Here is a 25,280-nt window from a genome sequence, read left to right as displayed (position 1 = left end):
AGTCCCTCAATGATTGCACAGCTCGTGACGAGTTATATCGCCTCCGCCGCTTTCGGCATTATTTTTAACGTTCCCCGGAACACCTTGATCCAGTGCGGCTTCGTCGGGATGATGGGCTGGCTCGTGTACGTCGCTCTCGTGCGGAACGATACCAACGCCATCGTGGCCACTTTGGCCGCGGCGTTCTTCGTGACGGTCATTTCCCGCGTATTCGCCCGTGTCTACAAGACCCCCATTATCGTTTTCAGCGTAGCGGGGATCATCCCCCTCGTTCCGGGAGGCATGGCCTACGACGCGATGCGTTCTTTCGTGGAAAACGACTACAATCTTGCCGTCCAGCTCGCGGCCAAAGCGTTTATGATTTCCGGTTCGATTGCCGCCGGTCTTATTTTCTCCGAGGTGATGAACCAGCTTTTTAAAAGGCCGCCCAGGGCATAGCCTTGTCATAAAATACAAAGATACGGCACTTTTGACGCCGCTGCCACGACCATCCGCCGAGTCCACGCGGGTGGTTTTTTAATTGCCGGATGAGGGATCGGAAAAAAGCCGTTTTCGGACGAACACTCCGTTACGGGGGCCGCTTGTCTCACTATGAGCTTGCCGGCGGTTTGCAGCCGTAAACTTGGACGGTGAAACGGGTAGTAAAGCAAGAAGGGCAGGGCCATACTACTTCCAAAACCGAGTGAAAGGACGGTGCGGTCCCATGGCGATTTTTACCCCCTCCATCCTGCCGGAAGAAAAAGCCCCGGTCCATGCGGCCGAATGCAGGTTGTGCGAGCTGGCGGATCAGCGGCAGCGGGTCGTCTGGGGAGAAGGAGACCCGGCTGCGAAAATCGTGCTGATCCTGGACAATCCGGGTGCCCGGGAGAACCGGGAAGGCGATCCGTTCCTCTGCGGAACGAGGGAAACTCTGCAGGCCGGCCTGCATGAAGCCGGGCTGGATATCCGCTCCGTGTATGTCACGTATCTGCTCAAGTGCCGTCCGGTCAGAGCGTATGACAAGCCTGCGGCAAGGGCCGCGTGTTTTCCTCATCTAAAGGCCCAGCTCGGAGCCAAAAATCCGCGAATTTTGTTCGGATTTGGCAACACGGTCGTCCAAACCTTGTTCGCGGACGAAGAGAAAGACGTCAAAGGATTGAGGGGCGGATGGCATACCGTACTGGGGCTGCCGATAGCTTTTTCCTATCATCCTTTAGCGGTCCGGCGGAGGCCGGTTTTGATGAAGTATTTTATCGAAGACTTGATGCTGCTGGCAATAAAATCCGAGGAAGTACTGGAATAAACAAGCATGTATCCCTGCTTTAGGTGCGGGGGTGAAAAAAGTAGTGATTTTTGTCACAAATTATTCACATGTGTAAAAAATTGTTTTTCTCTTGTCCGCAAGACGGAGGTATAATAGAGGTACATAGGGTTCCGTTTCGACCTGTTCGACATTTTTCCCGAACTTGCAAGTAATGGACACGCAGCCAAGAAAAACCTTCTTCCTTTTATGTGAAAAATGTTACAATCTTATCAGGCCGCGCGGTTTCATTTATCACGAATAGGGAAACTTATGCGAAGACAGAAGACGTCTCGATGGCTAGGCAGGGATCGAAAAATAAACGGGCTTCTATTTCAAAGCAAAGGAGGACGTTAGCTTATGTCAGAAACATCCAATCCAACCCCAAGCACTACCGAAAAAAGGGAACCCCAGGATGTCCTTGATCAGTTGATGAAGCCAGAGGTTCAGGAGTCTTTAACCGTTCTCGTGGAGAATCTGCCGAAATTGGCGGAAATGGTTACGATTCTTACCAAAGCTTATGATTTGGCTCAAAGCGTTGCGAGCGACCAAGTTCTGATCGACGACCTCAAAGGCGGTATGAACGAATTCGTTAAACCGATCACCGAGAAAGCGAAAGGCGTGGCTGCTTCCGTAATCGAAGCAAACGACCGCGCTCAAGCGGAGCACTCCACAATCGGTCTGTTCGGACTGCTCAAAATGCTGAAAGACCCGCAAGTACAAAAGACATTCCGTTTCGTACAGGCATTCTTGGATGTTCAAGCCGAACGGCAGCAACAGCGTTAATCATAAGGTAAGCTGAAACAAGAATGGAGGATGAGTATGTCCAAGCATATTTTGATCTTAGGTGGCGGTTACGGCGGCTTGCTCAGCGCACTGACGGCCCGTCAACACTTGACTGCGGAAGAAGCTACGATTACGGTTGTCAACCGTTTTCCTACGCACCAAATCATTACCGAGCTGCACAGACTGGCCGTAGGTAACCTGCACGAGAAAGCAGTTGCCCTGCCTCTGGAGAAGCTCCTGCGCGGCAAAGACATCAACCTGGAAATCGGCACGGTCGAAACGATTTCCGCGGACAGCAAGCGCGTCATCCTGTCGAACGGCAAATCGTTCGATTACGATAAGCTCGTCGTTGCCCTGGGCAGCGAAACGGCGTTCTTCGGCATTCCCGGCCTCCAGGAGCACAGCTTCACGCTGAAATCCGTTAACGACGCCAACCGCATCCGCGAGCACGTGGAAGCACGCATCGAAGCTTACAGCCAGACCAAGAACAAAGCGGACGCGACATTCGTGGTCGGCGGCGGCGGTCTGACCGGCATCGAGCTTGTGGGCGAACTCGCCGACATGCTTCCGGGCCTGTGCCGCAGCAAAGGCGTCGATTTCAACGACGTCTCCCTGTACTGCGTAGAGGCGGCTCCTTCGATCCTGATGGGCTTCCATCCGGAACTGATCGAGCGCGCTACGACAAGCCTGCAGAAGCGCGGCGTAACGTTCCTGACGGGCGTTGCCATCACCGAAATGCAGGAATCCGTCGTTTCCCTGAAAGACGGAAGCACAATCGAAACGAGCACGCTCGTCTGGACAGGCGGCGTACAAGGTACGCCGGTTGTCGCTAACTCCGGCATCGAAGTGAACCGCGGCCGCGCGACGGTCAACGAGTTCATGCAGTCCACGTCCCACCCGGACGTATTCCTCGCAGGCGACTGCGCGGTTGTATTCCCGGCCGGCGCAGAGCGTCCGTATCCGCCGACCGCACAACTGGCTTGGCAGATGGGCGAAGTGGTCGGTTACAACCTCTTCGCGGCACTGAAAGGCGCTCCGATGGATGTCTTCACACCTGTATTCTCCGGTACGCTCGGAAGTCTGGGCCGCAAAGACGGAATCGGTTCGATCGGCGGCAACCAAACCCGCCTGAAAGGCCTGCCTGCAACGCTCATGAAAGAAGCAAGTAACATCCGTTACCTGTCTCATATTCACGGCCTGTTTGCACTGGCTTACTAATAGCGGTCCGGAATCCTTTTCGGAATCAACCGGTCTAATCCTAAGTCCCGGCATTCTCCTTCGGGGGAGTGGCGGGGCTTTTTTATGTCCTTTTAAGGGAAAGAGACAGACCGGCCGCGCAAAAAAGCCCGCTTAAAGAGCGAAACCGCTTCTTTAAACAGGCTATAAAGGGAATTTAGATGATCCGGGTCCGGCTGCCGTGAAGGCCCGCCCGCTTTATTTGATTACAAGCTGATCGCCGTCTACGGTTACGTCGGCCTTCAGCACCTTTGAGAAGAAAGAGGCCGGCACGTACATGTTGCCGTCTTCTTTAATGACAGCCGCTTCGCCAAGTGAGAAAGGCGCCATTTTATTGATGGTGTACGCATCCTTTCCCTTGTAGACGCTTGTCCATACCGCGCCTTTGGACAGCTCGGCTGCCCATTGCTCCTGGTTCCATTTTAGCTGGAAGCCCAGCTTCTCTGCCGTAATGCGGAGAGGAACCATGGTGGTGCCTGCCGCTGTAGTGTAGAGAGCACCCTGCTTCTCTGACAGCACTTCGCCGCCCACTACGAGACTGGTAGGTGCGGAGGAACTGCCTCCTTGGGAGATAGGGATGGAGAACTCCTGGATGCCTGCGGCATAAGGAGCGATTTCGTAAGGCGAGAACACGATTACCGCTTTACCGTCCTTGATCTGGAAAGACTGCGTGTCGGTAATGCCGGAGAACGCGTCTTCGAAGAAATCATCCGGATGTTTGGCGATTTCCTGACCGATCTGCTTGTCGATAATCGCTTTATAATTGTCCCCGAATAAATCTTTCAGCTCAACTAGCTGAGCTTCCTCCTCATTCAGGACATTATAGGTATCCACACGCGGCATTCCGTGAGCGCCTCCCGTAAAAACGGAAGTTACCACCCGCAGCGACAGGCGGTTCGCGTCTTTCTGACCACCCGATGCGCTTACTTCAAATACCGAATCGACCGAATAAGGCATGGCCAGCTCGCTTGCGGAACCGTTGGCGGCTGCCAGGTCACCTTGAGCTTGTTTGCGTACGGCCTCGACATCTTTCATGGCATGCCGGTAAATAATATCGTTAAGCTCGTCCTGATACTGTTTATCTTTCATTCCCTCAATAACGGGAATCTGGAGATTGACGCTTAGTTCAGGGGATTCTTCCTTGATTTCTTTGGTTGTTACCTGCACAGTTCCGTTTATAACCGGAGCGGCTGCGGGTTCCGCCGCGGCGGAGACGGAAGCGGCTGCAGACGGCTGTACCGCGCTATTCGCATAAGAAGTTCCGGCTGAGGCCGCAAGCAGACAGGAGCCTGCCAGGCCGAGTGTCAGAAGCTTGAATGATTTTTTCATAATAAGTATCCCTCCTAGGTTGTCCGGTTTTATTATAGGCACCCTTTGCATCAAGGTGGGTTACAGAGAGGTAACATTACCCATCCCGGGCCAAACTGTAACCGGATTTTAACTTTTTAAATTCCAGAACAAGCGAAAAAACCACCGCTAAGTAGGTTGGGAGACCTCATCGGTGGTTTTCGCTTGCATTACATTTAGTTGTGCTTGCGCGCCGTGGTGTTCCACAGCCTTTCGGGTCCTAAAGAGTTTTCACCGCGCCAACGGTGAAGGCTCTTTTTTAGTATAGATAGCAAGAAGTAACTTCATACGATAAACCTAAATGAGAATACTACATATACGTGTTCTTATACGTAGTATAGCATAATTTTTGGAACGGGAGAAGTTGGTCAGGTGTATCGTTCGTCTAAAATATTGTCCTATGGAGGGCATGAAGTATCTTGAGCGAGATGTTTAATATCCCCCGCCATTGCGGATTTCGAAAAGAGCCGGTTCAAGCCGCAGTTGACAAAACCGACATCCTGTAACTATAATGGTTACATGTAAGAGACAAACTAATTCGAAATTATCATCCGGGAGGAATCCGTTATGAAAATAGCTATTATCGGGGCAAGCGGCAAAGCCGGCAGCCGAATTTTGAAAGAAGCGCAGGACAGAGGACATGAAGTTACGGCAATCGTGAGAGACGCGTCTAAAGTAAGCGCGGAAGGCACGGCCCTTTTGGAAAAGGACGTTTTCTCTCTGACCGCGTCCGATCTGAAAGCTTTCGATATCGTCGTCAACGCTTTCGGAGCGGCTCCGGGACAGGAGCATCTCCATGTTGACGCGGGCAACGTGCTGATCGAAGCGCTGAAAGGCGCACCGGAGACGAAACTGATCGTCGTCGGGGGAGCGGGCAGCCTGTTCGTGGATGAAGCGAAAACGACGCGTGTGCTGGAAACGCCGGATTTCCCGGCCGCCTATTTTGCAACCGCATCGAATCAGGGCAAAAACCTGGAAATCCTGCAAAGCACCGAGGGGATCAGATGGACGTTCGTCAGCCCGTCCGCGATTTTCGCGCTCGGCGAGAGAACAGGGCAGTACCGTACGGGCAAAGATAACCTGCTCGTTAACTCCACAGGTAAAAGTTACGTGAGCTATGAAGATTTTGCAGCCGCCGTTTTGGACGAGATCGAACAGCCGAAGCATGAAAATGAGCGTTTTACCGTCGTTTCCGAATCTTAATGGTACGGAAGAGCCGCCAGTGCCCCGCGCACCGGCGGTTCTTTTTGCTTTTGCCGGATATCGCGTAAAAAAGAGAAGCTCGTGACTTTTGAAAAGGAGCGGAGTATGGTGGATAATAGAACTATTCCATAGCGGTTTACTTACAGTTTACGAGGACGGACAGGTGAGACAGGATGCCCATTTCGCGAAAATACATAAGGAAATACTGGAAGCCCTTTAGCGCCGCTGTCGCTTTTCTGACGCTGGAAGCCTTGTGCGACCTCATGCTGCCCACGCTGATGTCCAAAATCATTGATGTGGGCGTAGCCGGGAAACAGATGGACTACGTCTGGCGGGTCGGGGGGATCATGCTGCTGGTGACGGCGCTGGGGGCCCTGTCGGCATCGGTCCGCAACGTGATTTCGAGCCATGTTTCGCAGAAATTCGGAGCCGAGCTGAGATCGGATTTGTTCCGGAAAATCCAGTCCCTGTCTTTTGAAAATATCGACCGGTTCGACCGCGCCTCGCTGGTCACCCGGTTAACCAATGACGTTACGCAGGTTCAGATGTTCGTGAACGGCCTGATGCGCGTATTCGTCAAAGCGCCGCTGCTCTGCATCGGAAGCTTGATTATGGCGGCCCGTCTGAACCCGCCTCTCTCCGTTATCCTGGCCGTTGTCGTTCCCGTCGTCGGTATTCTTATCGCGATCAATATGAAGGTCGGTTTTCCTTATTTCATCAAGGTGCAGCAGGCACTTGACCGGGTTAACGGGATTATGCGGGAATATTTGTCCGGAGTCCGGGTCGTTAAAGCGTTCAACCGGTTCGATTACGAAGTCGGCAAATTCGGCGGGGCGAACGAGGAGTATCGTTCCCGGTCGGTTAAGGCGATGAGGATTATGTCGGCCTTCAACCCGGGCATTACGCTCACGGTCAATTTCGGGATTGTGGCGGTGCTGTGGCTCGGCGGGCTCCGTGTAGACCAAGGCCAGATGCAGGCCGGCCATATTATCGCTTTCGTCAATTACATGACGCAGATTTTGTTCTCGCTTATGCTGATTTCCATGGTGTTCAACATGTTTGTGCGTGCGCGGGCTTCCGCGGGCAGGATCGGCGAAATTTTCGCGGAGGACAACACGATGACGGTGCAAATTCCGGCCTCCGCTGCAGCCGGCAGTGCCACGGCAAGCTCCGCGGATGAGCCGGTATCCGGTACGCAACCGGGTACCCGGTCCGGAGGCGCGCATTCGGGGGCGCAGCCAAGCCCCCAACCCGGCACGCAGTCCGGCACGATAACGGCCGGGCAGGATGCCGCACCGTCCGGGGCCTTCGCCGACCCGGCGGCTTGTCCGGGAGGCTTCACGGCCGTCGGTACGAACCCGGATGCGGCAGCTTCGTCCGCCCCGCCTGCCGGAGGCAGCGTCGAGTTCGAGAACGTCACGTTCTCGTACGAGGGAACATCGGGTGAGCCCGTGCTCAAAGGGATCACCTTCTCCTGCGGGCCGGGCCAGACGGTCGGCATTATCGGCTCCACGGGCTCCGGCAAAAGCACGCTCGTCAGCCTCATTCCCCGGTTCTACGACGCGGTGTCCGGAACCGTCCGGGTGAACGGCGCCGATGTCCGCGAGCTGGAGCCGAGCCGTCTGCGCGAGAAGATCGCCGTCGTGCCCCAGAAAACCGTGCTGTTCACCGGCACGGTGGCCGACAATCTCCGCTGGGGCAAAGAAGACGCCTCGCCGGAGGAGATGGAGCAAGCGTCCCGGACGGCCGAGGCCCACGAGTTCATAGCCGCTTCGCCCGAAGGCTATGAAACCAGGCTCGGGCAGGGAGGCGTGAACTTCTCCGGCGGCCAGAAACAACGGCTTTCGATTGCGCGGGCCATCGTGAGAAAGCCGGAGATCCTTATTCTCGACGACTGCACCAGCGCCGTCGATGCCGCAACGGAAGCGCGGATCAAGGACGCGCTCAAGAAATACGCCGAGGGGCTCACCTGTCTGCTGATCGCCCAGCGGATCACGTCCGTCATGGACGCGGACAAAATCGTCGTGCTGGATCACGGCGAGATTGTAGGTTCCGGCACGCATGACGAGCTGCTCGGAGAGCTGCCGGGTCTACCGGGAGATTTTCCAGTCGCAAATGGGAAAGGAGGTAGGCTGACATGGCAGCTTCCCAAGAACGGCCGGGCGGGCAGACTCCTCCCGGCCGCCCCGTGACGGTTTCGCCCAGAGGAGGGCCGGGACACGGGGGAATGCGCGGCCGGGGACCGGTCGTGAAGCCGAAGAACTTCAAAGGAACACTGCGAAGGCTGTGGGCTTATTTCGGCAGCGAGCGGAAGCTGCTGACGGTCATTTTCGGCCTGATTCTGGCCGGGGCGGCGCTCACTCTGGTGGGGCCCTATCTGATCGGGGTCTCTGTGGATGCGATGTCTCATCCGGAACAAGGCGTCGATTTCGGCCTTCTGCGGACGATGGTACTCGTACTCCTTCTGGCGTATCTCATTGACGCGGTGTTCACCTTCCTGCAGAGCTGGCTTATGGCCGGCGTATCCCAGCGGATTGTGATGCGGCTGCGGGGAGCGCTTTTCGCCAAGCTTCAGAAACTGCCGGTCGCTTACTTCGATACCCGGCCTCACGGGGAAGTGATGAGCCGTCTCTCCAACGACATCGACAATGTGAGCAGCACGATATCACAGTCCACCACGCAGCTTATGAGCGGTGTCATCGCGATTGCCGGCTCTCTGGTCATGATGCTCGTACTCAGTCCCACGCTGACGCTGGCCAGCCTGGTTACCGTGCCGATCCTGTTCGTGCTGACGAGGACCATTACGAAGAAAACGAGCGTACTGTTCAAAAACCAGCAGATCCAGCTCGGCAAACTGAACGGACATATCGAAGAGACCATTTCGGGTCTCCAGGTCGTCAAAGCGTTCAATCACGAAGAAAAGGCAATCGCCGAGTTCGAAAAGGTCAATGCCGAACTGTGCGAGGTGGGGCTTAAGGCGCAAATCCGTTCGGGTTTCCTTATGCCGCTGCTTAACGTCATTAATAATATCGGTTTTGCCGCCGTGGCCCTCGTCGGAGGGATTCTCGCCGTGCGCGGAGATATTACCGTCGGGGTTATCGCCAGTTTTCTAAGCTATTCGCGGCAGTTCGTCCGGCCGCTGAACGACCTCGCCAACATCTTCAACATTCTCCAGTCGGGTGTGGCGGGGGCGGAGCGGGTGTTCGAGGTCATCGACGAGAAAGAGGAGCCGTCCGATTCCCCTGAGGCCGCCGAGCTTCTTCATCCGAAGGGACACGTCGTTTTTGAAAATGTAAGCTTCGGCTACCGTCCGGATGTGCCCATTCTGAAAAACGTAAGCTTCGACTCCGCTCAAGGCAGCTCCACGGCGCTTGTCGGCCCTACGGGGGCGGGCAAAACGACCATCGTCAACCTGCTGACGAGGTTTTACGACGTGACAGAGGGCCGTATTCTGATCGACGGGCGAGATATACGGGAGTATACGCGCGACAGTCTGCGTAAAACGTTCGGAATCGTGCTTCAGGATACGTACCTGTTTTCCGGAACAATTAAGGAAAATATCAAATACGGCAGGCCGGACGCTTCGGATGCCGAGGTTGAAGCCGCAGCGGCCATGGCTAACGCGGATGTGTTCATTAACCGCCTGCCGGCGAAATACGAGACTATGCTGACGGAGAACGGCGGCAACCTCAGCCAGGGCCAGCGGCAGCTTTTGGCGATTGCCCGGGTTATTCTGGCAAAGCCGTCTATCCTCATCCTGGACGAAGCCACAAGCAGCATCGACACGCGAACGGAACTTCACATCCAGGATGCGCTGCTCAAGGTTATGCAGGACCGGACCAGCTTTATTATCGCGCACAGGCTGAACACGATTCGTGATGCCGATACGATTATGGTTATCGACCATGGCGAAATAGTGGAGAAAGGCGCCCACGATTTCCTGATCGGACAGCAGGGCGTCTATTACCGGATGTTCTACAATCAGTTTAAAAATATAGAAGGCGCCGTTTAATACGATGCCTGAATCCATGGTCTGAAACGATCGAGGGACGGTGAAATTGTTCCTTGTGGAACAATTTATGCCATTAACCATCCCGAAAGCTTGCCGTACGGAAAGGAGAGAGCTGCTATGCTGTTTTATTTCACCGCCGCCTTGGTTGCAGTTGTCGACCAGTTTGCCAAAGCTTTGATCCGCGCCACGATGGCGGTCGGGGAATCCGTCCCGTTTTGGGGGGATATGGCGCTTACGCATTACGAAAACAGCGGGATGGCCGGAAGCAGGTTTCAAGGGTACGCGCGCGTATTTGCCGTCCTGGCCGTCGTGTTCATCGCTATTGTGCTCTATTATCGCCGGAAAGGGGAAGTCCAAGGGCCGCTGATGAATATGAGCATGGGATTCCTGACGGGCGGTGCCGCCGGCAATGCCATCGACCGCTTCCGGTTCGGTAAAGTGACCGACTTTCTTGAATTCCGTCCTGGCGGGGGCATTCTGAATTTGGCCGATATCGCTATCAACATCGGTGTTATTCTTTTCCTGATCGCGGGCGTTCTGGACTATTGCCGCAAAAAGCAGAACCCGGTGGCGGCCGGGGAAGAACAGGGGTAGCATGGTCTGCCCTCGGTCCGGCTTTGACGGTAAGGTGTATAAGTGGCCGTCTTCATGCGATGCCAAACGGGTTCAGGAGCTGCGTGCGGTGACAAAGTATCCTACAAAAGCGGGGTCAGTAAAACGGTGACCGGCAGGTGGTGTCCCCGTTCTTTTCAGGCAGGTTAATCGTCTCAGATGATCAGGGTCACTTTCCGCGAGAAAATGAAGCTTTCCCGCACCGCACCTGCACGAAGCTCCCGGCGCGGTGCCCGGCGTCACATGACGTTGGGCAATGTGGAGAACCGAGACTTTCAGACTTTTCCGATCCCCGGAGGAGTCTTTTTTTTGCGGCCGGTCCGGTGTCATGATTGAAGGTCCTTACTCCGGCGGTTCCGGCAAAGTCAAGATTCGTGGAGCAGGCGGTTTGACGGTTATTAGGGCCGTTAAAGCTGAAGTCTCTCGGCGCTATCGGGTTTCCTCTGGTTGGGAAATAACCTCGTGAATGATATAATCGTAGGATAGAACGAACGTTCGCGATCGGGTATTGAAAAAAGGGCGGTGAATGTATGACCGGTGAAGTGAAAATTTCAGTCCGTGCCCTGGTGGAATATGCTTACCGGAGCGGAAGTATCGAATCCGGTTTCCGGACCGCCACGGCTTTAACCGAAGGGACCAAGGCTCACCAGAAAGTGCAGAAAACTTACGGGGACAGCGACCAGAAGGAGGTTTTCCTGCAAACGGAGATTCTCCGGGACGGGATCGTGTTTGTGTTGGAGGGCCGCTGCGACGGGCTGCTTTTCGGCCCTGACGGCGACGAGGTTACGATCGACGAGATCAAGTCTTCGACGGGCGACCCCCGGCTAGTGGAGGAGAACCGCCACCCCGTCCACTGGGCCCAGGCGGTCTGTTACGCCTATATATACGCGAAGCAGAACTCGCGGAGCCGCATGAAAGTGCAGCTTACGTACGTCCAGGTCGGAACGGAGGAGCAGCAGAGGTACGTCAGGGAATACACCTATGAAGAACTGGAGGCCGCCGTGCTGGAAGCCGTCCGGCTTTATGCTCCTTATGCGGTGATGCAGCTTCATAACCGCCGGGAACGGGACGCCAGCATCAGGGAGCTGCCTTTTCCGTATCCGGCCTACCGGGAAGGACAGCGGCAGTTCGCCGGATCGGTTTACAAAACGATCAAAGACGGCCACAAGCTGTTCGCGAATGCGCCTACCGGTACAGGAAAAACCATTTCGACTCTGTTTCCGTCCGTCAAAGCGGTAGGCGAAGGGCTCCTTCAACGTATTTTCTACCTGACGGCGAAGACGCTGACGCGCACGGCCGCGGAGGAAGCTTTTTCCCTTATGATCGAGCGGGGGCTTCATATGCGCACCGTCACGCTGACGGCGAAAGATAAGATTTGCTTCCGTGAAGAAGTGGACTGCAGGAAGGAAATGTGCGAGTATGCCGACGGGTATTACGACCGGGTGAACGGAGCGGTTTTGGACATGCTGTCGCATGAAAAGCTGATGAACCGGAGTGTCATCGAGACATACGCGCGCAAGCATAAGGTCTGTCCGTTCGAGTTTTCGCTCGATGCCGCTTATGCGGCCGACGCCGTGATCTGTGACTATAATTATATTTTCGATCCGAAGGTATACCTCAAACGGCTGCCGGAGGAAGTGAAAAAGGGGACGGCGCTCCTGATCGACGAGGCGCACAATCTGGTGGACCGCGGCAGAGAAATGTTTTCCGCGGAGCTGACGAAAGCCCCTTTTTTGCAGCTGAAAAGGGATTTCAAGGGGCGGAACTCCGCCGTGGAAGCCGCTGCGAAGGCCGTGAACGACTATTTTATTGCCTTCCGCAAGGAGCAAGGCGGAGCAGGCAGCTTCGTGCTGCGGGAAGTGCCGGAAGAGCTGCCGGTCCTGCTGGAGGCGTTCACGCAGCAGGCGGAACGGGAGCTCTCCGTTCCCGGACAAGGCGGCGGGGAGCAGCAGCTTCTGCTCGACACCTACTTCGCGGCGCAGAGCTTCCTGCGCACGGCGAAGTACTACGACGAGCGGTATGTCACTTTCGCCGAGGTACAGCGCAGCGATGTGCGGCTCAAGCTGCTCTGTCTGGACCCTTCCGCCCTGCTGGCGCAGATGGGGAAAGGTTACCGCGCGCATGTGTTTTTTTCCGCGACGCTCTCGCCCTTTTCCTATTACATGGATATGCTGGGCGGCGGCGAAGACGATTTCACGGTGTCGATCCCGTGGCCTTTCCGGCAGGAGCAGCTCGACGTATGGATCGAGCCGCTTTCTACCCGCTACAAGGACCGGAACAAGACGAAGCGGCCCATCGCCCGGCTTCTGGGAAAGCTTGTCCGCGAGAAACCGGGCAATTATCTCGTCTTCTTTCCTTCTTACGAATACATGCGGGAAGTAGCTTCTCTTTTCCTGGAACAGGAGAGGGGGCCGCAATCGGCCGCTCCGGTCGACGGAGGAGCGGAAGGCACGGAAACGGCTGCGGCGGCAGCCGAGGATGTCGATGCCCGGCCTAGCGAAGCGGCACCAGAAGAGCTAGCCGCTAATACTGCCGGTGGAGCCGCTGCAGACACGGCGGGACAAGGCCTTTTCGAAGCGGTGGAAGTCGCGCTTCGAGACCGGCTGCCCGCTGGGGATGAGAATCAAGACGCTGGCAGCCTCGCGGAGACGCCGGGTTCCGGCCGCTCCGTCAATAAAGCCGGAACCTGGGAGCAAGGCAGCCGGATGCTTCGCATTCTGGTCCAGCAGCCGTCGATGCCGGAGGAGGAGAGGGAATCTTTCCTCGCTTCCTTCCGGGCGGACTCTCCCCATACGCTTATCGGCTTTGCCGTCATGGGCGGGATTTTTTCCGAGGGAATCGATCTGAGGGGGGACCGCCTTACGGGCGTGGTCGTGGTGGGTGTCGGACTGCCCCAGGTGGGACCGGAACGGAATATCATCAAAGACCACTTTGACCGGGATGGCCGCAGCGGCTTCGATTACGCGTATGTGTTTCCCGGCATCAACAAAGTCATGCAGGCCGGCGGCCGTCTCATCCGGACGGAGAACGATTACGGGACGCTGGTCCTTATCGACGACCGGTTCCTGCAAAGACGCTATCAGTCTCTGCTCCCGCCGGAATGGCGCCATTTTACGATTCCCGGACAGGATGAAGCAAGGAATCTTTAATCTTCCGGAGACTGCCTTTTGTCTTCTTTCTCATATTTATTCTGGTGTTCTTTCTTCATGCGGAGATATTCCTCGTCCGTTTTTGCGATTTCCCACTGGGCCTTGAATATAGCGGCGGACTCCGCTTTTACGGGATCGTTCTGGTAGGGCAGGATCGAACCGTCTTCTTTGGAATATTTCCGGCCGCCCTTGTGGTTCGTATAACGCCTGGCGCGCGTGTAACCCATCTGGAGAAACTTTCTCGCCATATCCATCCCGATGAAATCACCTGATTTTTTATAATCCAGAAACATGGCATATATTTTTTCGGAGGATTCCTTCGCGATTTCCGGCGTCTTGAACCGCCAATGCGGCAAAATTTCGCCCTTGTAGGGCTCGACGAGCAGGACGCCTTGTTCTCCGCGGCCCACCGTGTACAGTTCCGGTTGTTTACGGAGATCCAGATGTTCATAATCCAGCGAATAGTCGAACTTTTTAGCCAAGAGTAACAGCCTCCTTCTCGTCTTCGGACAGATTGGGGATATGTCTTATCCTTACCCCGACAGCCGCATATTGCCGCGAAAAAATCCCCTTCAAGTAAACTTTCGGCGCCGCGTTTCTCGGCACTGTTCACTTGAAGGGGATAAATTCATTCAGCCGGAAGGCTCAAGTCTTCCATTCATTTTCGAGGCTTAATTCAATTCGAACCTACTTGGCGGGCTCGGCGGAATTAAGCTTAACTTTGACGGATTTATAGCCGGTGAGATCGCCTTTGCCCGCCGTTTCGAACGTGGTAGCCGAGACGCTGTCTCCCGTGGCTCCGGTGCCCGTGCCTTTTACAGCGGCAGTGCCCAGTCTCCCGGCCTTCCGCATCATAAAACTGGAGAGTCGCGTCGAAGCGGAGCGTGCCCGGTTTCTTCACGCCGATCCAGCCGCTGACTTTGGTGAAATCGTCTTGTTTGATCAGCTTCAGCGTTCCGATTCCCAGTGTGCCGCTCTCGTCGGAAACCGATAAATTCGGAGGAACGGGGAGCGGATGCGGCACGGGACCGGCTTGAAGAGAAGCGAAGGCATAGCCGCTTACGTTGTGATCGGCAACCGCTTTGAAGGGTTTGATTTGATCGCCTTCAGCCGTAAACTTGGTCTTAAGCGGGGCTTGGCCCAGCGGTTTTCCTTGAGCGTCAAAAAACAGAATAGTTCCCTCCACGTCCACTTCCGAGCCCGGCTCAATGCTGTTCCGTGCTTGCGCCATACGGTCCCAGTGGTCCTGACCTATGTAAAGCTGTCCTTCCACCGTGCTGGCGGCGGCATCGGATACTTTCAAATGGCCGGCGCGGATAGTGCTGTCCATAGTGGTCACGTTGAACCCGTTATCGATGGAAATGGTGTTTGTTTTGCCTTCATAAGCCACTACGGCGCCCAGGCTTTCCGCCGCGAAGCGGATCGGCACGTAAGCGTGTCCGTCTACGTTTAATGTTTTATAGTCGTCCGGTAATGTTTTCGACTCGCCGTTTACCTGATATTTTGCGGGAAAAAGTACGGCTTGAATCGTGTTGCCCGCGTAAGCCACCGTAGAGGCGGACACAATTGCTCCGACGGCAAAACCGATTACATATTTTTTCATGAAAGTCAGCTCTCCTTATGGTCTCATTTGGAATATTTATCTATATTTACAACGTATGAGAATTTCTGAATGTTGCAGAAGGCCGCAAAAAACGCTCAAAAATCAAAATGCGCAAGCAGCAAACGGGTTCAAACCTGTCCAACCACCAAACTATTGGCGATTTATGTGCGGCACAGTTAGGATACACGCAAAAAAAGACCACGCGAATGTTTCGCGTGGTCTTTTTTATCCTGGAATACAGGTTAGCTTACGGTTATGCCCGTTTGCTTCCCATGGAACGCAGGATGAGGCTCACGATGAATACCAGTACGATACCACCGATCAAAGCAGGGAAGAAGTAGAAACCTCCGACTTCAGGACCCCAGTTGCCAAGCAGCAGTCCGCCGAGCCATGCGCCCAGGAAACCTGCGATAATGTTGCCGATAATGCCGCCGGGAATATCTTTACCGATAATCATGCCGGCTAACCAACCGATAATACCACCGATAATTAAGGACCATAAGAAACTCATCTAGATTACCTCCTAAATGTTTATGTTTTAGTTTGTGTTACGTGGTTGCTTAGTATTAACCTCATTGCTTTTTCTTTAATCAGGTTTGCAAAAGTTACCTCAAAAAATGTTTTCCGAAAAGAATTGGAAAATAACTTGCACTTGGAAATTGCCTATGGTAAGATGAAGTCAATCGAGTATTTGAAACCTGGAATTCACTTATTATAAAGGGTTATCATTTGTGAGATGGAGCCTTTTATAATATGTGAATTTTTATTTGCTTCAAGAGTAAAAAGAACATGTTAAATTTAAATTTCTAGGAGGTACCACACATGCAAACTGGTACAGTTAAATGGTTCAACGCTGAAAAAGGCTTTGGTTTTATCGAAGTTGAAGGCGGCAACGATGTATTCGTACACTTCTCCGCAATCCAAGGCGAAGGCTTCAAGTCCCTGGACGAAGGCCAACGCGTTGAGTTCAACGTAGTTCAAGGCAACCGCGGACCGCAAGCTGAGAACGTTGTTAAGCTGTAATTTCAGCTAAACGAGAGAAGCTGTTCACAACCTTATGTTGTGAACAGCTTCTTTGTTTTATCCAGACAATTGCTGGGACATTATTTGATTTTGCCGATGGATAAGCTGACTTTATAATTGCCGTATTTGAGTAAATCGTCGAGGAAGGCATTGAGATCCTCGTTGTTTCCGACCTGCACACGCAGCCAGTAACAGCCTTCTCCGCTTACGCGGTGGGCTTCCAGAATGCGGGAGTCCCGGGAGACGAACGTTTGCAGATCGCCGTGTGCGTTCTGGGATTTCAGAAATACCGTGATCATGGCGTGCACCGCAAGGCCGAGCTTCTCCGGATTCCACTTGAGGGTCCGCCCTTCGATAACGCCCCAATCCTCCAGCTTCCGGATTCTTGCGCCTACCGCCTGGCCGGTCAAATGAACTTTGAGGCCGATCTCTTTATTCGAGCGGGTCGCGTCTTCCAGCAGATACTGCAAAATCTTGTGATCCGTCTCATCAATGCTGAACATGTCCATCCGCCCTCCGAATACTTTCATGGTGAAAAAGGGATGACCTCCGATCTTTCACGGGGTCCTTTCCGGAGCCGCTCCTCTTTTTATAAAATTGTATCAAATGCTCCTATAAAAAGATATTGGCGATTACGGAGGCGATTCGATGAAGATCCGATTGATACGCAACGCAACGCTGTGGCTGGAATACGCAGGCCGGCACATTCTCGTGGATCCGATGCTGAGTGCGGCCGAGGCCAACCCGGCCATCCCGAACACGGCCAACGGCCGGCGCAATCCGCTCGTGCCGCTCCCGGTACCGGCGGAAGAGCTGCTGAAGCCGGATCTGGTGCTGGTCACGCATCTGCACCGCGATCACTGGGACGGGGAAGCTGCCGAGAGGCTGCCCAAAGATACGCCCGTCCTCTGCCAGCCGGGGGATGCAAAGACGCTTGCGGAGCAGGGCTTCACGGCTGCGGCGGCCGTGGAAGAAGAGACGGCCTGGGGCGGCCTGCATATCGCGCGCACATCTGGCCGGCACGGAACGGGCGACATCGGCGCGGCGATGGGTCCCGTGTCGGGCTTCGTGCTCCGCGCGGAAGGGGAGCCGGCGGTATATATCGCCGGCGATACGATCTACTGCGCCGAAGTGGCGGAGGCGCTGGAGAGACACCGGCCTGCGGTAACGGTCGTGAACGCGGGCGGAGCCGTTTTTACGGCCGGCGATCCGATCACGATGACGGCCGACGATGTGGTCTCCGTTTGCCGCAAGGCGCAGCAAACGCGGGTGATCGCCGTGCACATGGAGGCGATCAACCACTGTCTCCTGACGCGCGAGGCTCTTCTCGCGCGCCTGGAGCAGGAGGGGTTGTCGGAACGGACGGACGTTCCGGCGGACGGGCAGTGGCTTGAATTCGCGGCGGCGCACTAAAAAGAAGGTTCCGGTCTATAGGCCGGAACCTTCTTTGGCTTTTGCCGCTTTCGCGAATAAGGCGAGCAGCCTGCGATAGTCGTGACGCCGTGACAAACGGCACATGGGCGTTTTTCTTTTCCGGTGATGCCTTTATAAATGCGGCAAGATGATGCCTGAGACGTGACCGCATGGCTGTGTCTAATAGGTTACAATCCCAAAGCGGGGCGCAGGGAAGCCCTTATTGAAGGGCTGTAGAACCGCGGAAGTTCAACTCACCCTTCAAGCCCCTTATAGTGCGGTGAAGGTATACCGGTACGTGGAGAATGTGCTCGATGTGTAGTAGTTGTCGAGCTTTTTTTTCTCGCCCGGTACAAGGATGACGTTGTCATAGGATTTTTCATGAACGATTCTTCCCTGGGCATCATAGGTAGTGACGGTCAGACTGCCCTGGAACGTGTACGAGGAACTATAGTTCCCGGCATAGACCCGGATATCGTAGGTATTGTCATCTTCAAAAGCGCCTGCGGCAACGGCCAAGCGGTCGATATCTTCCCGGACCTCGGATTTATTCACCCGCTCCTGATAATGCCGGTCGAGATCCAAACGCATCGATTCGTCGATTTTATGAGCTCCATGGGTGATGGCAGCGATCGGAATGGTCGAAACGATATACAAAAGAAGCATGGCTCCGCCGCCGCTGCGGAGGATCGTCCGCCTGTCGTAACCGCCCGCGAAGAGGGCAATCCAGGCGATGAGAATAAGAGCGAGTGTAATCAAATGCCACTTTGAAATAAACATATCGGCATACAGGCTCATAAGGTGACCTCCTCTTCTTCGTTAAGACCGAACTGTCTACGGAGCCACCAGACCATGCCGAAGGGAAGCCAGATCGTCAGAGGCAGCAGGATCGTCGCGCCGATAGCCGTGGTGTAAAACTCTCCTCCGGCCCCCGTATCCGTCAGAGGCATGAAAGCACCGACTAGCACCCACCCGATAAAGGCGGTAAGCGTAAACCGGACGGTATGCCAGAAGGTCAGGCGGTCGGCCATGACGAAGTAGGAAGCCGCAGCGGCCAAGAAGCAGCCGATGCAGAGCCACATGTTATCCTGGGATACCCGGCCGTCGACAACGAAACCGGTCAGCACATACAGGGCGGCGAAAAGCAGCGCGAAGATCACGACGGTAGACATGCGCGGTTTCTTGGAGCTTTCCCGCCCCGGCCCTTGACCGGAGCCGTTTTCTCTGACGGTCATTGCTCCCGCTCCTCCGCGATAAAAAGGCCGCTGAGGCTGAAGCCGGGTGCTTGCGGACCGCGGAGCTTTTGAGCCTCCCGGGTTCACCGCAGCGGACTCCTGCCCCGCGCGTTCCCGCTCGCCGCGCTTGCGGCCGAGCTCGTAAAGCAGGTTGTCGAGCCGCTTCTTGAAGCCCTTTCTTTCGATGTCGAAAGGAGCGGTATCAAGTGGCTCGCCCAGGGCGGAGAGCAGCTCGGCTTCGGTTTTCTGCTCCAGCAGAAGATCCGTTACCCAAATTTCAACAGCCCCCCGCTGTTTGAGGTGCTTCAGCCATTTTTTTATTTCCGACAGTTCGTAGAAAGGAACTTTCAATATCCGCTCCCGTGCATCTCTCCGGTAACGGACATACAGCATGGGGAGGAGGTGGAAGACGGACTGGCGTTCGAACCATTTCGTTTTTTTGTAAGCGTAATGGTATTGAGCGACGTAGTACGCTATGTATACCCGGTCGGCTTCATCCAAGCGGACGGAGCCTTCTTCTTTTTCACCATGCTCATAATGCAGATAGCGGATTTCGTCTTTATACAGGCTGTAGCGGTCCAGGTGCCGGTTTTTCCAGATATAAGCCCTTAACGTGAGGATGGAAAACCGGATGAGCCACAGGCCCGGAGCAATAAGAAGGAGTGACACATAGGCCCAGAAATGACGGAAAGTGACGGCCAGGTACACCGGACCGGCCGCGAGGGCAAGAGCGAGCAGCAGGAGCAGAGTCAGAGCCTCGAAAGTAAGAATCCAGTAAAAAGGCTCCATGCGCCGGCCGGAACGTTCATGAATCAAAGACGGATTTGAAAAATGTTCGTCTGTTCGCACAGGTGTAAACCTCCTCGATGGCAGGTATGGGGTGGAGTCATGTAAAGTTCTAGTACGGGGAAGTGTTTTTTACGGTTTCATTTGGAAAAAATATTCCAGTGTATAGACTTCTGAGTTGCCATACCCTCTCTATTAAAGTTTGAAACAGGATAATATAGGAATTTTTCTGAATAAACCGCGAAGGGGAAATTTCAATGGCTGTTTTAAGACCTTATTTGTACAGTGAAAATGCAAGAGAGCAGGGAGAGTTTTATGCCCGGGCCCTGAAGGGGGAAATTGTGAGCATCCAAACTTTCGGGGAGGCACCCGCCCAATACGGGCAGGACAGCGACCGGGTGATGCATCTGGTGCTGAAAGCCTGCGGGCTAACGTTCTACATGGCGGACAGTGACCGGGTAGAGAGGGGCGGCGGTCTGGACCTTACGCTTGAATTCGGCACCGATGCCGAAGCGGAGCAAGTCTTCTCCGCATTGTCGGAGGGCGGCAAAGTCCTGATGCCACTGCAGCGGATGTTCTGGGGAACGATGTTCGGCAGGATCGAGGATGCCTACGGCGTTCGTTGGCAGATTGCGACGGAGTCCGCGGTTCATCAGGCCGAGGCTTGACAGGAAAACTAAAGTCAGCTAGACTAACTTATATAACAAGGTAGTTATCGGACTATAACACCTTGTTTTCTTATTAGATAACTATATTGCAATACAATATAGTCGTGCAAATGAATAGGTACCTGTTGAGGGGATGATTTACATTTCTACGTATACGCAGATGTTAAAAGGGATCTTGGAGGGGTGTATTCTCGCTATCATCTCGCAGAATGAAGTCTACGGTTACGAACTGTCCCGGAAGCTTCAGGAAAGCGGATTCGACTATGTCAGCGAAGGAAGCATCTATCCGCTGCTGCTCCGTATGCAGAAGGAAAAATGGATCGAGGGTTATATGAAGGCCGACTCACGCTCCGGAGGACCCCCAAGGAAATATTACCGGCTTACGGAGGACGGCGGGGAGGTGCTGACTCAGTTCCACGACAACTGGAGCGCCATGAAGCGGAGTGTGGACCATATTTTAGAAGGGGGCAATTCCGATGAATACAAGTCAAATGAGTGCTGAAAATGCCAAGCTGCAGCAGCAGCTCAATGAGGAAAATAAAAAGTACTACGGAGGCATGCTTGTTTATATCCGCACGAGCGATATCGATGAGAGACAGGGGGAAGAGCTGCTCCTTGAAATACTGCAGCACTTGCTGCAGGCGCAGAAGGAAGGACGCAGCGCCCGCGTCGTATTCGGACCCGATCCTCTCGCATACTGTAAGGATCTTGTTTCCCAGCTTCCTTCCCGGGGCCGCGCGGAGCGGTTCCGCACGGTTGTTATGATCCCCTGGATCACCCTTACCTGGATGTTCCTGGCCTACGCCGTTACCGGCTTTCTGACGATAATGTGGGGTGCCGGGAACGGACGGATGAACGAAGTCAGCCCGGCTTTTCTGCTTGCTGCCGCCGTTGACTCCGTCCTTGTGGTAAAGTTGGTTCTCGCTCTGATGAATAAAACCGCCTTTAACGAGAGCGAGCGTAAATTTCGTCTGCTTTTCCTGCTGCTGTACATCGTAAGTATCGGAGCCGTGATTGCCGGCGGGATCCTGTTAAAGCCGTACCTGCCTGTCTTTACGGTATCGCCGTGGATTTCCTTGCTGATTTTTGCGGCGGGATATGCCGGACAGAAGGTGATGTTTGAGGGCGGAGGAAAACGGGGAGCGGGGGCTGCGGGATAAATTCCGTTCCCTGGATGAAATAAACCATAACGGAGTTACCTGTCTCAAGGACGATTTCGTTATTTCTTTAGTAAAAAAATGGTCTGTAAGCGTTGACATAACCCATTCCAGCCTTTATGATATGAAATAAGTTAATAATTTGTGACGGAGATGTGGAGATTCACGTAAGTTGCAAGGTCCCGGCGGCCTTGCAATTTATGTGAATCTTTTTTCTGTCGAATTATAACGGCTATCCGCCGCTTTGCCTGGTGCGTTCTTCCTGAGAATGCCGACGGTGAAACCGGGAACCAGTTCAAGCTGCAGATGAACCTCCGGACGGGTAGGGTATAAAGCACGATTGAGAGAGAGGGGTATGCCGCTTGCCAAGTCATGAAAGCGTTTTATCAAAAAAGAAAAGATGGCGGGAAAACGCGCTTGCGTATTTCTTTCTGGCGCCGTCCCTGATTATTTTCGCCACTTTTTTGTTCTATCCGATGCTGAGATCGGTTTACCTGAGTATGACGCTCACCGATCCGAGAGGGCGTGTCGCTGAATTTGTATGGTTTGATAACTTCGTCGAATTGTTCCAGTCGGGCCAGTTTTATTCGGATCTTAAAGTGACGCTGCTCTTTATTTTATATACCGTACCGACGAGTATTATCTGGGCCCTGCTCCTGGCGGCCATTACACACAACAAGCTGAAAGGGATGAAGATTTTCCAGTTCGTGTTTTCCCTGCCCCTCGTCATTTCGGTAGGTACGGGCTCGATCATCTGGCTGCTCCTGTTCCACCCTACGGCCGGCATGCTTAACTATTTCCTGAGCCTGGTTCACATCCAGGCCATTCCGTGGCTTACCGATCCCGCGTGGGCGCTGATCTCCGTTTCCCTCATGACCGTCTGGATGAACATGGGCTTCCTGTTTATCGTTCTGTCCAGCGGTATGCAAGGAGTACCGGAGGAAATTTACGAGAGCGCCAAAATCGACGGATCGGGTCCGGTGCGCACCTTCCTCCAGATCGTTCTGCCGCTGTTGTCGCCGACGCTGTTCTTCGCTCTTATCGTGTCGGTGATCGGAGCTTTCCAGGCGTTCGGACAGATCAACATTCTGACTAAAGGCGGACCGATGGACTCGACGAATGTGGTCGTTTACTCCATCTACCAGGAAGCTTTCGTCAACTTCCGTTTCGGAACGGGAAGCGCCGAGGCGCTCATTCTCTTCTTTATCATTCTGATATTGACCGTTCTGCAGTTTACGGTTCTGGAAAAGAAGGTGCATTATCAATGATCGCACGGAGACTGAACAATACGCTGCTCTATCTGCTTCTTATCGTGCTTGCCCTGGTGGTCCTGTACCCGCTGCTGTTTACGGTGTTCTCTTCGTTCATGACGGAGCAGGAGGTTTCCAAATTTCCGCCGGCGATTGTGCCGAGCCAGCTTTACTGGGGGAATTTTAAAGCCGCTATCGACAACGTTCCCGTCTTTCAGTTCATCCTGAACAGCTTTATCGTATCGTCCGCGATTATGGTCAGCCAGGTGATTACATCCGCCATGGCGGCCTACGCGTTCTCTTTCTTGAATTTCACCGGTAAAAACGCCCTGTTCATGGTTTTCCTGGCGACCATGATGATCCCTTGGGAAGTCACCATCATCCCGAACTATCTGACGATTAAGTCCTGGGGATGGATGGACAGTTATCCGGGGCTGATCGTGCCTTTCATGGCGGCGGCTTTCGGCGTGTTCCTGCTCCGCCAGTTTTTCCTTCAAGCTGCCGCACGAATTGTTCGATGCGGCGAAGATTGACGGATGCGGACACTGGCGGAACTTCTTCTCCATCGTGCTGCCGCTTTCCAAGCCGGCCTTGTCCACGCTTGCCGTCTATGAGTTCCTGACGCACTGGAACAGTTACCTCTGGCCTTTGCTCATCACGAACAAGGTGTCCATGCGGACCGTTCAAATCGGCGTCGCCATGCTCCAGCATGCGGAAGTCATGTCATGGAACATGATTCTCGCGGGTATCACCATCGTCCTTCTGCCGTCCTTCCTGCTGCTTGCGCTGGGCGTCAAACAGCTCGTAAGAGGCATTACGGCGGGTGCGGTCAAAGGCTGACATAAGCTTTACTCTGATGTTTGATCTGCCGCCGGTCTCCGGCGGCGGATGATTCATAAATAAAAACCAACCAATCTTGTTTAACTAGGGGGAAGAAATAGCTATGAATAAAAAGGGAATGGCTGCTTCTTTATTGACGGCTGTTATGCTCGTCTCCGCCGGCTGCGGCGCATCGGATACCGGTACGGGAGACAAAGGAAGCGCGGACGGCGGCTCCGGCAGCGGACCGAAGAAAGTCGTCTTCTGGCACGCCATGGGCGGAGCCAACACGAAAGTCGTCGACCAGCTCGTGGCCGACTACAACGCTTCCCAAGACAAAATTAAAGTGGAAGCGGTATTCCAAGGCTCCTACGACGATCTGCTCAGCAAGCTGAAAGCTTCGATGGGCACGAAAGAGGGTCCGTCCGTCGTGCAAATGTACGAAATCGGAAGCCGCTTTATGATCGACTCCAAGATGGTCACCCCTATGCAAAATTTCATAGATGCGGACAAATACGATCTGACGCAGCTGGAGCCGAACATTACCGGCTACTACACGTTTAACGACAAGCTGTTCTCCATGCCGTTCAACACGTCCAATCCGGTTCTCTACTATAATAAGGACTTGTTTAAAGCGGCCGGACTCGATCCGGAAAAACCGCCGGCCACCTACGAGGAATTCCAGAAAGCGGCCGAGGCTATTTCGAAGACGGGCAAGGCGACAGGCGGCAACTTCGCGATTTACGGCTGGTTTATGGAGCAGTTTTTCGCCAATCAAGGGGCGGAATACATCAACAACGGCAACGGCCGCAAAGAGCTGGCGACCCAGTCGCTCGTCAATTCCGAAGCGGGCGTCCAGACGCTCACCTGGTGGAAGAACATGGTCGACAGCAAAGCGATGAACAACCTCGGCCGCAAAACGGACGATTCGAAGAAAGCTTTCTCCGCCGGTCAAGTCGGCATGATTCTCGATTCCACGGCAGCCCTGAAGGGCCTTGTGGACAGCTCCAAAGGCAAGTTCGAAGTCGGAACCGGCTTCCTGCCGAAACCGGCTAACGCCAAAGACGGAGGCGTCGTTGTAGGCGGAGCGAGCCTGTGGATCATGAACGACCGTGCGGACGACGAGCAGAAAGCGACCTGGGACTTCATCAAGTTCCTGACTTCGCCCAAAGAGCAGGCGTACTGGCACATCAACACGGGCTACTTCCCGATCACGAAGAAGGCGTACGACGAGCAGAGCGTCAAGGACAACATGAAAAACTTCCCGCAGTTCCAGACCGCTGTCGATCAGCTGCACCAGACGAAGCTGAACACGGCTACCCAGGGCGCCGTTATGGGCGTATTCCCGGAAGCCAGACAGATTGTCGAGGGAGCGATTGAAGAAGTGCTCAACAACAAGAAGTCTCCGCAGGAGGCCTTGGATGCGGCCGCGAAGGACATTACATCGAAGATCGAGAAGTATAACAAAACCGTCAAGTAAAAGACGGGATAAAGTCCGGACGATTTCCAATTGTTTGTTAAAAATAGGCCGGAATTCCGTTGACAGATGCAGCGGACCGAACTATGATAGGGTACAAGTTAATACTATGTGACGGAGAACAGGAGACTCACATAAGTTGCTTGTCTAGCGACAGGTGGCTTATGTGTTTTTTCTATTCGGCGCCGGCAGTTTAACGATTTTGTAAAACCGTATGGAAACGCC

General features: G+C 54.2%; 22 protein-coding genes and 2 pseudogenes. 17 read left to right on the top strand and 7 right to left on the bottom strand.

Features of this window, described 5'->3' with window-relative positions:
- Window positions 1-9 precede the first annotated feature (9 nt).
- The 4 genes from ABC395_RS25265 to ABC395_RS25250 all read left to right on the top strand — a co-directional run bounded on the left by ABC395_RS25265 (window position 10) and on the right by ABC395_RS25250 (window position 3,283).
- Window positions 10-438 (top strand): threonine/serine exporter family protein, encoded by a 429-nt coding sequence (locus tag ABC395_RS25265; RefSeq protein WP_413006463.1) that lies wholly within the window; start codon window positions 10-12, stop codon window positions 436-438.
- Window positions 439-703: 265 nt separating this feature from the next.
- Window positions 704-1,282, top strand: coding sequence for a uracil-DNA glycosylase (locus ABC395_RS25260; protein ID WP_413006462.1), 579 nt, complete (start codon window positions 704-706; stop codon window positions 1,280-1,282).
- A gap of 357 nt (window positions 1,283-1,639) precedes the next feature.
- Complete coding sequence (locus ABC395_RS25255) at window positions 1,640-2,065, top strand: DUF1641 domain-containing protein (protein WP_103995560.1); 426 nt, start codon at window positions 1,640-1,642, stop codon at window positions 2,063-2,065.
- A 36-nt stretch (window positions 2,066-2,101) separates the two neighbouring features.
- Entirely contained in the window at window positions 2,102-3,283 is a 1,182-nt protein-coding gene (locus ABC395_RS25250) for an NAD(P)/FAD-dependent oxidoreductase (RefSeq protein WP_103995561.1), read from the top strand.
- Between the two features lie 216 nt (window positions 3,284-3,499).
- On the opposite strand, the gene ABC395_RS25245 is transcribed toward ABC395_RS25250, so the two are convergent.
- Window positions 3,500-4,630 (bottom strand): stalk domain-containing protein, encoded by a 1,131-nt coding sequence (locus ABC395_RS25245; RefSeq protein WP_413006461.1) that lies wholly within the window; start codon window positions 4,628-4,630, stop codon window positions 3,500-3,502.
- Between the two features lie 585 nt (window positions 4,631-5,215).
- On the opposite strand from ABC395_RS25245, the gene ABC395_RS25240 reads away from it, so the two are divergent.
- The 5 genes and pseudogenes from ABC395_RS25240 (at window position 5,216) to ABC395_RS25220 (ending at window position 13,624) form a co-directional block, all read left to right on the top strand.
- Entirely contained in the window at window positions 5,216-5,851 is a 636-nt protein-coding gene (locus ABC395_RS25240; protein ID WP_413006460.1) for an NAD(P)-dependent oxidoreductase, read from the top strand.
- A 173-nt stretch (window positions 5,852-6,024) separates the two neighbouring features.
- A pseudogene (locus ABC395_RS25235) lies at window positions 6,025-7,987 on the top strand (ABC transporter ATP-binding protein).
- Window position 7,988: 1 nt separating this feature from the next.
- On the top strand, window positions 7,989-9,863 hold the full coding sequence (locus ABC395_RS25230) for an ABC transporter ATP-binding protein (RefSeq protein WP_413006459.1): 1,875 nt from the start codon (window positions 7,989-7,991) through the stop codon (window positions 9,861-9,863).
- Window positions 9,864-9,980: 117 nt separating this feature from the next.
- Window positions 9,981-10,457, top strand: coding sequence for a signal peptidase II (gene lspA, locus ABC395_RS25225; protein ID WP_413006458.1), 477 nt, complete (start codon window positions 9,981-9,983; stop codon window positions 10,455-10,457).
- Window positions 10,458-11,005: 548 nt separating this feature from the next.
- Window positions 11,006-13,624, top strand: a complete 2,619-nt coding sequence (locus ABC395_RS25220) for an ATP-dependent DNA helicase (protein WP_413006457.1) — start codon at window positions 11,006-11,008, stop codon at window positions 13,622-13,624.
- On the opposite strand, the gene ABC395_RS25215 is transcribed toward ABC395_RS25220, so the two are convergent.
- The 3 genes from ABC395_RS25215 to ABC395_RS25205 all read right to left on the bottom strand — a co-directional run bounded on the left by ABC395_RS25215 (window position 13,621) and on the right by ABC395_RS25205 (window position 15,738).
- Window positions 13,621-14,106 carry a DUF4385 domain-containing protein gene (locus ABC395_RS25215; RefSeq protein ID WP_413006456.1) on the bottom strand — a complete coding sequence of 162 codons (486 nt, stop codon included), beginning with the start codon at window positions 14,104-14,106 and terminating at the stop codon, window positions 13,621-13,623. The two genes, ABC395_RS25220 and ABC395_RS25215, sit on opposite strands and share 4 nt — an antisense overlap.
- A 248-nt stretch (window positions 14,107-14,354) precedes the next feature.
- Window positions 14,355-15,227, bottom strand: coding sequence for a stalk domain-containing protein (locus ABC395_RS25210; RefSeq protein WP_413006455.1), 873 nt, complete (start codon window positions 15,225-15,227; stop codon window positions 14,355-14,357).
- Between the two features lie 253 nt (window positions 15,228-15,480).
- Entirely contained in the window at window positions 15,481-15,738 is a 258-nt protein-coding gene (locus ABC395_RS25205) for a GlsB/YeaQ/YmgE family stress response membrane protein (RefSeq protein ID WP_009675854.1), read from the bottom strand.
- 311 nt (window positions 15,739-16,049) lie between these two features.
- Here ABC395_RS25205 and ABC395_RS25200 point away from each other — a divergent pair, with 311 nt between their 5' ends.
- Window positions 16,050-16,250 (top strand): cold-shock protein, encoded by a 201-nt coding sequence (locus tag ABC395_RS25200; protein WP_016423690.1) that lies wholly within the window; start codon window positions 16,050-16,052, stop codon window positions 16,248-16,250.
- A gap of 80 nt (window positions 16,251-16,330) precedes the next feature.
- Here ABC395_RS25200 and ABC395_RS25195 read toward each other — a convergent pair whose 3' ends face one another.
- Window positions 16,331-16,753, bottom strand: coding sequence for an Lrp/AsnC family transcriptional regulator (locus ABC395_RS25195; protein ID WP_413006454.1), 423 nt, complete (start codon window positions 16,751-16,753; stop codon window positions 16,331-16,333).
- A 145-nt stretch (window positions 16,754-16,898) separates the two neighbouring features.
- On the opposite strand from ABC395_RS25195, the gene ABC395_RS25190 reads away from it, so the two are divergent.
- A complete protein-coding gene (locus tag ABC395_RS25190) occupies window positions 16,899-17,663 on the top strand; it encodes an MBL fold metallo-hydrolase (RefSeq protein ID WP_413006453.1) in 765 nt (254 codons plus the stop codon).
- 270 nt (window positions 17,664-17,933) lie between these two features.
- Here the strand turns inward: ABC395_RS25190 and ABC395_RS25185 are convergent, their stop codons facing one another.
- Window positions 17,934-18,461, bottom strand: coding sequence for a hypothetical protein (locus ABC395_RS25185; RefSeq protein WP_413006452.1), 528 nt, complete (start codon window positions 18,459-18,461; stop codon window positions 17,934-17,936).
- Window positions 18,458-19,747: a hypothetical protein gene (locus ABC395_RS25180; protein ID WP_413006451.1), complete on the bottom strand. Its 1,290-nt coding sequence runs from the start codon at window positions 19,745-19,747 to the stop codon at window positions 18,458-18,460. The genes ABC395_RS25185 and ABC395_RS25180 overlap by 4 nt, the downstream gene beginning before the upstream one ends.
- Before the next feature lie 194 nt (window positions 19,748-19,941).
- On the opposite strand from ABC395_RS25180, the gene ABC395_RS25175 reads away from it, so the two are divergent.
- The 6 genes and pseudogenes from ABC395_RS25175 to ABC395_RS25150 all read left to right on the top strand — a co-directional run bounded on the left by ABC395_RS25175 (window position 19,942) and on the right by ABC395_RS25150 (window position 25,058).
- The gene (locus ABC395_RS25175) at window positions 19,942-20,352 is read left to right on the top strand and encodes a VOC family protein (protein WP_413006450.1); all 411 of its coding nucleotides are present in this window, start codon (window positions 19,942-19,944) and stop codon (window positions 20,350-20,352) included.
- Between the two features lie 133 nt (window positions 20,353-20,485).
- Window positions 20,486-20,854: a PadR family transcriptional regulator gene (locus tag ABC395_RS25170; RefSeq protein ID WP_413006449.1), complete on the top strand. Its 369-nt coding sequence runs from the start codon at window positions 20,486-20,488 to the stop codon at window positions 20,852-20,854.
- Entirely contained in the window at window positions 20,829-21,512 is a 684-nt protein-coding gene (locus ABC395_RS25165; protein ID WP_413006448.1) for a DUF1129 family protein, read from the top strand. Before ABC395_RS25170 ends, ABC395_RS25165 begins: the two co-directional genes overlap by 26 nt.
- Window positions 21,513-21,871: 359 nt before the next feature.
- Entirely contained in the window at window positions 21,872-22,777 is a 906-nt protein-coding gene (locus ABC395_RS25160) for a carbohydrate ABC transporter permease (RefSeq protein ID WP_413006447.1), read from the top strand.
- Window positions 22,774-23,599: pseudogene (locus ABC395_RS25155) on the top strand (carbohydrate ABC transporter permease). The gene ABC395_RS25160 and the pseudogene ABC395_RS25155 overlap by 4 nt, the downstream one beginning before the upstream one ends.
- A 103-nt stretch (window positions 23,600-23,702) precedes the next feature.
- On the top strand, window positions 23,703-25,058 hold the full coding sequence (locus ABC395_RS25150; RefSeq protein WP_413006446.1) for an ABC transporter substrate-binding protein: 1,356 nt from the start codon (window positions 23,703-23,705) through the stop codon (window positions 25,056-25,058).
- Window positions 25,059-25,280: the final 222 nt, after the last annotated feature.

Source organism: Paenibacillus canaveralius, from assembly GCF_047238265.1.
In the GTDB taxonomy this organism is placed as follows: domain Bacteria; phylum Bacillota; class Bacilli; order Paenibacillales; family NBRC-103111; genus Paenibacillus_F.
This window is presented reverse-complemented; position numbering and strand designations above follow the sequence as displayed.